This is a genomic window from Clostridioides sp. ES-S-0123-01 (genome assembly GCF_020658415.1).
In the GTDB taxonomy this organism is placed as follows: domain Bacteria; phylum Bacillota; class Clostridia; order Peptostreptococcales; family Peptostreptococcaceae; genus Clostridioides.
Window position 1 is genome coordinate 164,044 of record NZ_JACVWD010000005.1, and the last position, 13,135, is coordinate 177,178.

Sequence of the window (13,135 nt, forward strand, 5' to 3'; positions counted from 1 at the left end):
AATTTATTATTTTATCACTTATCTAGGAGGAATATAATTTTGAAGTGTCGAATATGCTTTAGAGTAGATAATTAGGAACAATTTGTGTAAAAAGTTTAGTTTTCTGTAATAAGAAGATGTTTTTTAATGGGGGGATTTTTAGTGGAAAAAATCAAAATAGTTTTAGCAGACGACAATAAGGATTTTTGTCAGGTATTAAAAGAGTATTTGTCTAATGAGGATGATATCGATATATTAGGCATAGCTAAAGATGGGATTGAAGCATTAGATTTAGTAAAAAAGACACAACCAGATTTATTAATATTAGACGTAATAATGCCACATCTGGATGGATTAGGTGTAATTGAAAAATTAAATACTATGGATATACCTAAAATGCCAAAAATAATAGTACTATCAGCAGTAGGTCAAGATAAGATAACTCAAAGCGCAATAAATCTAGGAGCAGATTACTACATAGTAAAGCCGTTTGATTTTGTTGTGTTTATAAACAGAATTAGAGAACTAGTTTCTAATAGAGTTACTCAAGTAGAGCCAAAGCCTAGACCAGTTCAAGAAACTCAAATGACAAGAAGTGATTTCGTTAAAAATGTAGGTAATATAGAAACAGAAATCACAAATATAATACACGAAATAGGAGTACCAGCTCATATAAAAGGGTATTTATATCTAAGAGAAGCTATAAAAATGGTCATTGATAATGTTGAACTTTTAGGTGCAGTAACAAAAGAGTTATATCCAAGTATAGCTAAAAAATTCAATACAACACCAAGTAGAGTTGAGAGAGCAATAAGACATGCCATAGAAGTTGCATGGAGTAGAGGCAAAGTTGACACAATAAATCAATTATTTGGATATACGGTACACAATACTAAAGGAAAACCAACTAATTCAGAATTTATAGCAATGATTGCTGATAAATTAAGATTAGAACATAGTATGGTTAAATAAATAGACAGAAAAAGTAAGACCTTTTAATGAAGGTATTGGCAATAAATATGCATTACAAACAGCAAAACGGTATAACCAATAGGGTTATACCGTTTTGCTGTTTTAATATATAATAAAAGCTTTATTTTTTCTTTATTATTTATTTAATATAATTTTATTATAATATGGCCATATTATGTACCTTTGTCAGTTGTAGATTAATGTTGATTTGTTTTTTAATATAAAAATATACTTTAACAAGTCGAAACATTAATTTTTAAAGTATATTACAAAAAGTATTAAATAAAAAAATCATAAAATATAGTGTTATAATGATTAAAGATGTAAGACCAACTTAAAACATTTATTTTATTCTTAAGTAATGCTATAATATAATGTGATTTTAATAATGATAGTGGAGGTTTAAAAATGAGAGTCGAGGCCCCTATAAAAGTAGATCGAAAAACTAAAAAGCTTGCTAAAAGAGTTGAAAGTGGGGAAATAGCAGTTATAAATCATATAGACATAGATGAAGTTGCTGCAAACTCTTTGGTAGAAGCCAAAATAAAACTTGTCATAAATGCGGCTCCTTCTATAAGTGGTAGATATCCTAATAAAGGTCCAGGAATATTGACTGAGAATAATATCTTAATAGTTGATAATATTGGAGAAGAATTATTTGAAGAATTAAAAGAAGGACAGACTATAGAAGTTATAGATGGAAAGATATATAGAGAAGGAGAATTTTTAGGTGCAGGTGAAGTTTTAGATAAGTATGAAGTTTCGTATCAAATAAAGGCTGCTTATGAAAACTTAGCCGTAGAATTAGATAGATTTATAGACAATACTATAGATTATGCTAAAAAAGAAAAAGGATTTATACTTGGTGAAGTAGAAATTCCAAAAGTACAAACTAATTATGCAAATAAGCATGTATTAATAGTTGTAAGAGGTCAGGACTATAAAGAGGATTTAAGTACAATGCTTTCATACATAGAAGAGGTAAAACCTGTTCTAGTTGGTGTTGATGGAGGCGCAGATGCTTTAATTGAGTTTGGATATACTCCAGATGTAATTGTGGGAGATATGGATAGTGTAAGCGATGAAGCTTTAAAAAAAGCTAGTGAAATAGTAGTACATGCTTATACAGATGGTAGAGCACCAGGTCTTAAGAGAGTTCAAGAACTAGGTTTGGATGCAGTTGTATTTCCTGCACCAGGAACTAGTGAAGATATAGCTATGCTTATTGCGTATGAGTATAAAGCAGAGTTAATAGTAGCAGTGGGTACACATTCAAATATGATTGATTTCCTTGAAAAAGGAAGAAAGGGAATGGCAAGTACTTTTTTAGTTAGACTAAAGATAGGTTCTAAGCTTATAGATGCTAAAGGAGTTAACTTGTTATATAGAAGTAAGCTAAAGATAAAGTACATATGGGCGTTAATAGCAACAGCATTATTTCCTGTGTTGGTAGTTGCATCATTGTCACCAGGAGTTCAACAATTTATACAGTTAATGCAATTGAAATTTAAGGTATTATTACAGATGTAAATTTTAGGAGGATAAATATGCATATTAATATGAAATATTATATAGTCACTATTGGGGCTATATTTATAGCTTTGGGTATAGGCATGTTAGTAGGATTTAATTTAAATAATAATCAACAATTAAGCGAGCAGCAAGCAAATATAATAAATGACTTGGATGATAAATTTAATATTTTAAAAGAAAAAAATGATAAACTTGATGTAGATTTAGCAAAGGTAAATAAAGATTATGAAGAAGCAATTAATTTTATAAATAAAAATGTGGACAAGGTTTTAATTGGTTCATTAAGTGGAAAAAGTATAGGAATAATATCAGCTAATGAAAATGATGATTATACAAAAAATATAGAAGATATAATAAACAAATCTAATGGTAGTGTTGCATTTAACATAGTGTTAAAAGAAAATATAACAAATCCAGAAAAATTAAAAGAAATCTCAAGTAAATTAGGTACAGAAATTAAAAATACAAATGATGCAGTTAATTATATAATTGATACCTTGAAAAAGGAAGATGCAAGTGACATTTTGACATATCTTCAAGAACTAGATGTAATAAAATTTAACTCTATTGGTGACACATATCTAAAATATGAATCTGTTGTAATAGCTGGTGGAAATGATGCAAAAGATAATACAAAACAATTTGACAAAATAGAAAAATTTGTAGTTTCAAAAATAAAATCAGAAAATAAATATTTAGTAGAAGTTCAAAATACAGGAGTTAAAACTTCTTATGTAGAATTATATTCTAAAAATAAAGTTGCAACTATAGATAATATTGATGAAGGTGTAGGAAGTGTATCTCTAGCTATGCTTTTACAACAAGGTAATATAGTTGGTAATTTTGGTAGATTAGATACTGCAACTTCATTGTTGCCATCTATAAAATAGAAATAATTTTAAGGAGAGAAAAAATGGATTCTTATATAAGTATAATAATACCAGCTTATAATGAAGAAAGTAGAATAAACTATACATTAGAAAGTATAGTTGGAATTAAAGAAATAAATGAAATAGTAGTTGTAGATGATGGTTCAACAGATAATACTGCTAAGGTTGTATCTGAATTAAAGAATGAAAAAATTAAATTTTTTAAGTTAGATAAAAACAGAGGTAAAGGATATGCTTTAAACTATGGGCTTAAAGTATCAATGAAAAGCGCAAATATTATAGGATTTTTGGATGGAGATCTAGGTAGTTCGGCTAAAGAAATTGAAAAATTAATTGTACCAATATTAAATGGTGAAGCTGATGTTACTATAGCAAAGTTTCCTCCTGCAAAGAAAAAAGGAGGTCTGGGATTTGTAAAAGGTTTAGCTAAAAATTCTGTTTTTGAGATGACAGGAGTTGAACTAGATGCAACTCTGTCAGGTCAAAGAATATTTAAAAGAGAAGTTTTAGAAAAATTTGATGAAATACCTTTTGGATATGGTGTTGAAGTTGGAATGACGATTGATATACTAAAGTATGGTTTTAAAATTAAAGAAGTATTAGTAAACATGACTCATAATGAAACTGGCAGAAATTTAAAAGGATTTATTCATAGAGGCAAGCAGTATTATCATATAAAAAAGGTTTTAGGACAAAAAAAGAAAGAATGGAGGTAGTATCTTAGTGAAAGATTATATACTTTATACCATTTTATTATTAACAGGATTATTTGGAACCTATGCTGCAATACCACTATTTAAAAATTTATTGATAAATGGAAATATACTTAGACCAAACTACAAAAAAGATATGATACCAGTAAGTATGGGAATTGTATTTTTACCTATGCTTGTGATTAATGGAATAATACTTGCATTTTTTACTACAGAATATAGAGATTTAGCATATATATTTATGTTTATGTTTGGTATGATATCCATGTTTTTTGCAGGAATACTAGACGATATTATTGGAAATAGAAATGTAAGTGGTCTAAAAGGTCACTTTAAAAGTTTATTTAAAGGAAGTCTTACAACTGGAGGCTTTAAGGCCTTGTTTGGTGGATTTGTAGGACTTATAGTTTCTGTGTCTATATCAAAAGACATAATAGATATAATAGTAAATACATTAATAATAGCTTTATCAACCAATTTAATGAATCTTTTAGATTTAAGACCAGGAAGAGCAATAAAAGCATATTTATTTATAATGGTGATTGTATTTTTAACATTGACAGGATTTGTTCAAGTTCTTCCACTGCTTATAGTTCCAAATGTACTTGCATACTTTAATTATGATTTAAAGGCAAGAGCAATGATGGGAGATACTGGTTCAAATGTTCTTGGAATGTCTATTGGAATTCTAATTTCTTTTGGATATCCATTTAATATCAGACTGGGATGGTTAATATTTGTAGTTATTATGCATATATTTACCGAAAAATACTCATTGACTAAAATAATAGAAAAAAATAAATTATTAAATTTTATAGATAAGTTGGGAAGGTAGCATTATGATAAGCAAAAGAGTGGGGATTGTTGAGTCAATTGTAAGTCAAACTGAAACGTTGGATGATATAAGAGTAAATATAAATGGAGAAATACAAAGAGCATACAATTATCCAAAACTGTCTGGAGTAGTAGATATAGGGGATGAAGTAGTTTTAAATACAACAGCAGTAGAACTAAGTCTAGGAACTGGTGGATACCATTTTGTAATAACTAATTTAAACAATTTGGAATCTAGTTTAATTGAAGGTGGTCATATAATGAAACTTAGATATACACCACTTCAAATAAAGGTAGACGCTGTTGAGGAACAAGAAAGCATTTATCATGATAAATTTGATGATTTTACAGAGTTAGAAGGCCTTCCTGTTGTAGTAGGAACTCTTCATAGTATGTTAACTCCATTTGTAGCTTCATTTAAAAGAAATAACCCTAATAAGAAACTAGTATATATAATGACTGATGGAGCATCTCTTCCAATTTATTTAAGTAAAAATGTAGATACTTTAAAAGAAAAAAAATTAATAGATAGTACAATAACTATAGGAAATGCATTTGGGGGAGACTATGAGTGTATAAATATATACACTGCATTGATTACAGCAAAAGAAATATTAAAAGCCGATGTAGTATTTGTAAGTATGGGACCAGGAATTGCTGGTACAGGTACTAAATATGGATTTACAGGAATTGAACAAGGTCCAATTCTTGATGCTGTAATAAAGCTTGGAGGACAAGCAATAGCAATTCCAAGAATTAGTTTTGCTGACAAACGAGAAAGGCATCAAGGTATTTCACATCACAGTATGACTGTATTTGAAGAAATTGTAAATGTAAATATAGATATACCAATAACTATATATGATGATGAAAAATTAAAATTTATAAAAGAACAAGTTAAAGCTAGTGGTTTAGATAAAAAGCATAATATAATTTATATAGATAATAATAAAACGAAAGAGGATTTAGACTATTTTAATCTAAAAGTAAAAAGTATGGGAAGAAATTATGAGCAAGATGAGGCATTTTTCAAAGCTGCAAGTACAGCAGCATATTACTTAATGGAGGTTTAAGATGGTATTAGAAGAAAAAACTATTAGTAGTGATAGAGTTTATACAGGTAAGGTAATTACTTTAAAGGTCGATACTGTTGAAATTCCAGGACAAGGATATCAAAAGAGGGAATTAGTAGAAGTTGGTGGTGCAGTAGGAATAGTTGCAATTACAGATGATAATAAAGTTGTATTAGTGAAGCAATTTAGAAAACCTATAGAAAAACCAATTTTTGAAATTCCAGCTGGTAAGCTAGAAAAAAATGAAAGTCCTAAAGAATGTGCTGAGAGGGAGCTAAAAGAAGAAACTGGTTATAGTGCAAAAAATATTAAGCTAATACATAAATTTTTCACTTCAGCAGGTTTTTCTAATGAGATAATGTTTGTATATTTGGCAACAGGTCTTACTCCAGGAGAAAATAATCTAGATGCAGATGAATTTTTAGATGTTTACGAAGTTGAACTTGAAGAAGCCTATAATATGGTATTAAAAAATGATGTTGAAGATGCAAAAACTTCTATTGGATTATTATTAGTAAAAGATATGTTTAAAAATTAATATTTATAAAAATGAATAACCCCTTGTCCTACAGCATATTATTTTATAAAGGACAAGGGGGAATAAAATTGAGAAAAACATATAGAAAAAATGATTTTAGAGAATTAAATAGACAAATAATTATTATAGGATTGTTGTTTATGATGTCTATTGTTATTGGGTCCTATATAAATAAAATATTACCAGGTTCTAATGATAATATATTAAACAATATAAATCCTGCTGTAGAGTATTATAATCTGAATATAAATGTAAAAGATACCGTTCTACAAAATTTAAAGTCAGATACAATCTTTATGGGCTCGATAGCTCTATTAAGTCTATTTGTAGTAACAATTCCAGCAGTATTAGTAATTTTTGTATTAAAGGGAATGTCAATTGGATATACAATAAATAGTTTTATATTGGCATTAAAATTTAAGAGTGCAAAAATGATTTTGATAATATTATTTAAAAATTTGATTATTATTCCATGTGCAATCATATTAACATTAATTAGTTTAAGCTATTTTAAAGAGATGGTTTATGAATTTAAAAAGAAAAATAGAAGAAATATGCAGTTTTTAATTAAGAGGTACATACTAAATATTATAATTATAATAGCACTATCATTGGGGTTGCAATTAATATTAAATACTGTAAGTATTGGTATTATTAAGTTCCTAGTTAAATAAAGGAGTTTATAATGGATATTATAGAGGGATATATAGATTACATAAAAGATAAAAAAAAATTATCAGAGAACACAGTGGCATCATACTTTATGGATATAAAAAAATATATGGAATATATAAATCAAAAAAGCATTAAACTAGTAGATATAGTAGAAAATGATATTATAAGTTATTTAATAAAGTTGGAAAAAGATAATGTATCAATAGCTACAATAGCAAGGATGATATCATCTATAAAATCTTTTCATGATTATTTATTTTTAAATCATGTATGTACAAATAATCCTGCAAAGGATATAAAAAAACCTAAGGTAAAAAAAGAAAATATAAATATACTTACAGAAGAAGAAATTGAAAGATTATTAAATTTTCCTAAGTTAACAACACCTAAATTAATTAGGGACAAGGCTATTTTTGAAGTATTATATGGTACAGGTATAAAAGTATCAGAGCTAGTAGATATGAATGTAGACGATGTTGACTTGGATATTGACTATATATATTGTAGTTCATGCTGTAAAAGCCAAAGAGTGATACCTCTTTGTGATATTACAAAACTTTATTTAGAGAAATATTTAAAAGAAGCAAGACCTAAAATAGCTGTAGAAGGTGAAAAGTCATTATTTGTAAGTTCATTAGGACAAAGATTTACACGACAAGGTCTTTGGAAAGTTATAAAAAAATATTCTAATTTAGCTAATATAGATAAAAACATAAATCCTACAATGCTTAGACATTCATTTGCTATTCATCTTTTGAATGAAGGTGCTAACATTGCTGTTGTAAGTAAAATCTTAGGAAATGTTAATTTGTCTAGTTTACAAGTATATTTAAACCACATAGATAAAAACGTGAGAAGAGAAATAAAAGAAAAACATCCTAGAAATGATATTGATATAGAGTTACAAAAAGTAGAAGCTAAATAGACTCTATAGCAAATTTTATAATTTAAAAGGAGCATATTTATATGAGCAGAGTAATTTGGATTGTAATTGATAGTGTTGGAATAGGAGCATTACCTGATGCTGAAAATTTTGGAGACAGTAAGGATGTAAGTACTCTTGGAAATATATTTAAAGAATATCCAGAAATACAAATTCCTAATATGAGAAAATTAGGTATAGGAAATATAGATGGTGTAGATTTTTTTGAAGATGAAAAAGAGCCAATAGGATGCTTTGGAAAATGTAAGGAAATGTCTCAAGGAAAAGATACTACTACTGGTCACTGGGAAATGACTGGGATAATAGTTGATAAACCTTTTAAAACATTTGAACATGGATTTTCAAAAGAAATTATAGAAGAGTTTGAGAAAAAAACTGGAAGAAAAGTAGTAGGAAATAAGCCAGCTTCAGGGACTGTGATAATTGATGAATATGGAGAACATCAAATAAAAACTGGAGATGTAATAGTATATACTTCAGCTGATAGTGTATTTCAAATAGCAGCTAATGAAGAGGTGATTCCACTAGAAGAGTTGTATAGTATGTGTAAAATAGCTAGAGAAATAATGATGGGTGATAATGCAGTGGCTAGAGTAATTGCTAGACCATTTATAGGTAAAAAAACAGGTGAATTTGTTAGAACTTCAAATAGAAGAGATTATTCACTGGACCCATTTGAACCAACTGTACTTGATAATATAAAAGAATCAGGTCTTGAAGTATTAGCTGTTGGAAAAATAGAAGATATTTTTAATGGTAAAGGAATTACAGAAGCTATTCATACTAAAAGTAATATGGATGGAGTAGATGAAACTTTAAAGTATATGAAACAAGATAATAAAGGCTTGATATATTCAAACCTTGTTGATTTTGACTCAAAATATGGTCATAGAAGAGACCCAGAAGGATATAAGAAAGCACTTGAAGAGTTTGATAATAGACTTCCTGAGATAATGAGCAATATGAGAGAAGACGATATTCTTATAATTAATGCAGACCATGGAAATGACCCAACATATAAAGGTACAGACCATACAAGAGAATATATTCCAGTAATGATTTATGGTAGTAAGATTAAAAAAGGATTTAATTTAGGAATAAAAGATACTTTTGCTGATATTGGAGCAACTGTTGCAGATATATTGGATGTAAAACTGCCTAAACATGGAACGAGTTTTAAAAAAGATTTATTTTAAATATTAAATAGAAGATAAATATATAAGCTAATAAAAATTATCTTAATAGAATGAATGGAGGGATTGGAATGTTTGAAAAGATAGAACAAAGTAGTAAATTTATAAATTCTAAAATTAATATAAAGCCTAAAGTTGGTCTAATATTAGGTTCTGGGCTTGGTGATTTAGCAAATGATATAGAAGATTCTGTCATAATTAAATATAGCGAAATTCCAAATTTCCCTGTTTCAACAGTAGAAGGACATGCTGGGCAACTTGTTATTGGAAAGCTTGCAGGAAAAGAAGTAATTGCTATGCAAGGAAGATTTCATTACTATGAAGGTTATTCTCAAAAAGAAGCCACTTTTCCAGTTAGAGTTATGAAAGCTCTTGGAGTCGAAATTATTGTAGTAACTAATGCTGCTGGTGGTGTAAATAAGCAATTTAAACCAGGGGATTTGATGATTATAAGAGACCATATAAATTTTAGTGGTAGTAATCCATTAGTAGGAAAAAATGATGATAGACTTGGAGATAGATTTCCAGATATGTCAGATGCATATTCATGTAAATATATAGATATAGTTAAAGAGTGTGCTAAAGAATACAATATAGATGTAAAAGAAGGTGTATATATGTTCTTTAGTGGACCCAATTATGAAACACCAGCAGAAGTAAGAATGGCTCAAATATTGGGGGCTGATGCAGTTGGAATGTCAACAGTTCCAGAAGTTATAGTAGCAGCACATTCTAATATTGATGTTATTGGTATATCTTGTATAACTAATATGGCTGCTGGTATCTTAAATCAACCATTAAGTCATGAAGAAGTTATACAAACTACTCAAAAAGTCAAATCAGAGTTTTTGAACTTAGTTAAGAGTACAGTTAAGAATTTATAGAGGATTTAAGTAAATTTATTATAAAATAGATAATGTACAATTTGAAAATAATTAATAAGGAGCTGTCTTGATATAGAAAAGTATTTCTAATAAGAGACAGTTTTTTATAATATTATAATATATAAATATGTTTATAAATTTATTTACATTATTACAGGTTAGAATGGAGATTTCAAGTATGAGAATGTATGATATTATAAAAAAAAAGAGAGATAATTTAGAACTTAGCAAAGAAGAGATAAATTACTTTATAGAAAACTATTCTAAAGGAGATATACCTGACTATCAAGCTTCTGCACTATTAATGTCTATTTATTTAAATAAGATGAATAGACAAGAAACTGTATATCTTACAGAGGCAATGATGCACTCTGGTGATATGATAGAGCTTTCAGATATCGAGGGTATAAAAGTAGATAAACACAGTACAGGTGGTGTCGGAGATAAGACTACAATAGCTCTTATTCCTTTAGTTGCTTCATGTGGAGCACCAGTTGCAAAAATGTCTGGAAGAGGTCTTGGACATACTGGAGGAACTATTGATAAATTGGAAGCTATACCAGGTTTTTCTACAGAAATGGATATAAATAAATTTATTGATTCTGTAAACAAGCATAAAATAGCAGTTTGTGGTCAAAGTGCAAAGGTAGCAATTGCAGATAAAAAAATCTATGCTCTTAGGGATGTTACAGCAACTGTAGACAATATATCATTGATAGCATCTAGTGTAATGTCTAAAAAGCTAGCTTCCGGAGCTGATGCAATCGTATTAGATGTGAAAACTGGAAATGGGGCATTTATGAAGACTTTAGAGGAGTCTTTTGAATTGGCAAAAGCTATGGTTGATATAGGTGTTGGTATGAATAAAGATACCATAGGAATTGTGACAGATATGGATGAACCTCTAGGCTTTGCTGTTGGGAACTCTTTAGAGGTTATAGAAGCAATTGAAACCTTAAAAGGAAATGGACCAAAAGACCTTGTTGAATTATGTGAAGTTTTAGGAGCATATATGCTGGTTTTAGCAAAAGTTGCATGTAACTTTGATGATGGTATTGAAAAGATACAAGAATCAATAAAATCTGGTAGAGCTATAGATAAACTTAAAGAGTTCATAGAAAATCAAGGTGGAAATAAAGATATAGTTGATGATTATTCTCTATTTAAAGAATCAAAGTATAAGTATCCAATCAAATCAGATAAATCTGGGTATATAAGTAAGATTAAGGCAGAAGATATAGGCATATCAGCTATGATTCTTGGAGCTGGTAGAGAAACTAAAGATGATATTTTAGATTTATCAGTAGGAATAATTTTAGAAAAAAAAGTTGGAGATTATGTAAAAAAGGGTGAAGTTTTAGCATATATGCACTATGATGATGAGAAAAAACTTACATTAGCAAAGGATAGATTCGTCAATTCATATTCTATTGTAGATGAAGAAATAGAAAAAAATAAATTAGTATATGGTATTGTAACTAAAGATGAAATTAAAAAATTTTAGAAAATTTTAGAAAAAGTGATTATAAAAAGCCTAACATGTTAAAAATAGTGTTAGGTTTTTTATTTTTTTGAAAAGTTTGAGAAGTATTAAATATATAATAATAAAAATATATTTTAAAGTATTTTTTTATAATATAAATAAGTTTATTCGACAAGATGATTGAAAATTACAGTGCTTAGTTTTATAATAGAAAATGGACAAATATACATAAGGAGTAGATTATATTATGAATTTTAAAAAAAATAGATTGAAAATAGTAGCATTAATAGTTGTTATTTTAATTGTTGTGGTAGGTATATTTGTGTCTATGCAAATAGGTCCTTATGACAAAAATAACAAAGAAGATGTAATTATTGACATTCCAAGTGGAGCATCAGTTGGAAAAATATCTGACATACTATATGAAAATAAATTAATAAAAAATGAATTATTGTTTAAATTGATAGTAAAAGTAAGTAATAAGGCACCATCTATAAAATCAGGAACATATTTACTTAATCAATCGTATTCAAATAATGATATAATAAGCCTTTTAGCTTCAGGAAAAATATATCATGATGGTGTAAAAGTAACTATTCCAGAAGGGTCTACATCTAAAGAAATTATATCAATATTAGTAAATAAAAACTTAGGAGATAAAACTACCTTTGAAAATCTAATAAAAAAACCTCAAGAGTTTTATGACAAGTTTACATTCTTAAAAGAAGATGGAATAACTTCTTTAGAGGGATTTTTGTATCCAGAAACATATTATTTTAATTCAAAGAAACAATCAGAGGAAGATATTTTAAATGAAATGTTAAACGTATTTGATAGTAAATATACAGACAAATTTAAAAAGAAACAAAAAGAATCAAAGATGACTCTTCAAGAAGTAATGGAGATGGCTTCAATAATTGAAAAAGAAGCTGTACTTGATAAAGATAGACCAATAATTGCAAGTGTATTTTACAATAGACTTAAAGTAGGTATGCCTCTTCAATCAGATGCAACAATACAATATATATTTGAAGAAAGAAAGAAAATTGTAACTTATAATGATTTAAAAATTGATTCACCATATAATAGTTACAAAAATAAAGGATTACCTCCTACACCAATATCAAATCCTGGTATAAAATCTATTGAGGCAGCACTTTACCCAGATAAAACAGATTACTTGTATTTTGTAGCAAAGATTGATGGAGGAAATAACTATAGTACAAACTATCAAGACCATTTAAAATATGTTAAAGAGTACAAGGAAGCGAGAGATAAACAAGGTAAAGATACAAAAACAACAAATAATGAAAATACCACAAAATAAACAATGATTATAAAAAGTCTAACAGGGTAAGAATAATGTTGGGCTTTTTTATTGAAAATTGTTATTCTTAGATTTATAATAAAGAAAGTGTAAATATA

Annotated in this window: 13 protein-coding genes; all 13 read left to right on the forward strand. The window is 28.0% G+C overall.

Features of this window, described 5'->3' with window-relative positions; genetic code table 11:
* Positions 1-126: 126 nt before the first annotated feature.
* The 13 genes from spo0A to mltG all read left to right on the forward strand — a co-directional run bounded on the left by spo0A (position 127) and on the right by mltG (position 13,037).
* Complete coding sequence (spo0A, locus tag IC175_RS13175; protein ID WP_003424711.1) at positions 127-951, forward strand: sporulation transcription factor Spo0A; 825 nt, start codon at positions 127-129, stop codon at positions 949-951.
* Positions 952-1,359: 408 nt separating this feature from the next.
* Positions 1,360-2,481 carry a putative cytokinetic ring protein SteA gene (gene steA / locus IC175_RS13180; RefSeq protein ID WP_227851612.1) on the forward strand — a complete coding sequence of 374 codons (1,122 nt, stop codon included), beginning with the start codon at positions 1,360-1,362 and terminating at the stop codon, positions 2,479-2,481.
* Positions 2,482-2,498: 17 nt separating this feature from the next.
* A complete protein-coding gene (locus IC175_RS13185; protein ID WP_227434136.1) occupies positions 2,499-3,374 on the forward strand; it encodes a copper transporter in 876 nt (291 codons plus the stop codon).
* Between the two features lie 23 nt (positions 3,375-3,397).
* Positions 3,398-4,090 carry a glycosyltransferase family 2 protein gene (locus tag IC175_RS13190; RefSeq protein ID WP_227434137.1) on the forward strand — a complete coding sequence of 231 codons (693 nt, stop codon included), beginning with the start codon at positions 3,398-3,400 and terminating at the stop codon, positions 4,088-4,090.
* A gap of 7 nt (positions 4,091-4,097) precedes the next feature.
* Entirely contained in the window at positions 4,098-4,922 is an 825-nt protein-coding gene (locus tag IC175_RS13195) for a glycosyl transferase (protein WP_227434138.1), read from the forward strand.
* Between the two features lie 4 nt (positions 4,923-4,926).
* Positions 4,927-5,994, forward strand: a complete 1,068-nt coding sequence (locus IC175_RS13200) for a DUF3866 family protein (RefSeq protein WP_227851613.1) — start codon at positions 4,927-4,929, stop codon at positions 5,992-5,994.
* Position 5,995: 1 nt separating this feature from the next.
* Entirely contained in the window at positions 5,996-6,532 is a 537-nt protein-coding gene (locus IC175_RS13205; protein ID WP_227434140.1) for an NUDIX hydrolase, read from the forward strand.
* A 68-nt stretch (positions 6,533-6,600) separates the two neighbouring features.
* The gene (locus IC175_RS13210) at positions 6,601-7,206 is read left to right on the forward strand and encodes a stage II sporulation protein M (protein WP_227434141.1); all 606 of its coding nucleotides are present in this window, start codon (positions 6,601-6,603) and stop codon (positions 7,204-7,206) included.
* An 11-nt stretch (positions 7,207-7,217) separates the two neighbouring features.
* Positions 7,218-8,132 (forward strand): tyrosine-type recombinase/integrase, encoded by a 915-nt coding sequence (locus IC175_RS13215; protein WP_227434142.1) that lies wholly within the window; start codon positions 7,218-7,220, stop codon positions 8,130-8,132.
* A gap of 41 nt (positions 8,133-8,173) precedes the next feature.
* Entirely contained in the window at positions 8,174-9,346 is a 1,173-nt protein-coding gene (locus tag IC175_RS13220) for a phosphopentomutase (RefSeq protein WP_227434143.1), read from the forward strand.
* Positions 9,347-9,414: 68 nt separating this feature from the next.
* Positions 9,415-10,227, forward strand: coding sequence for a purine-nucleoside phosphorylase (locus IC175_RS13225; RefSeq protein ID WP_227434144.1), 813 nt, complete (start codon positions 9,415-9,417; stop codon positions 10,225-10,227).
* Between the two features lie 178 nt (positions 10,228-10,405).
* Entirely contained in the window at positions 10,406-11,731 is a 1,326-nt protein-coding gene (locus IC175_RS13230) for a pyrimidine-nucleoside phosphorylase (RefSeq protein ID WP_227845708.1), read from the forward strand.
* A gap of 226 nt (positions 11,732-11,957) precedes the next feature.
* Positions 11,958-13,037 carry an endolytic transglycosylase MltG gene (gene mltG / locus IC175_RS13235; RefSeq protein WP_227482211.1) on the forward strand — a complete coding sequence of 360 codons (1,080 nt, stop codon included), beginning with the start codon at positions 11,958-11,960 and terminating at the stop codon, positions 13,035-13,037.
* Positions 13,038-13,135 lie beyond the last annotated feature (98 nt).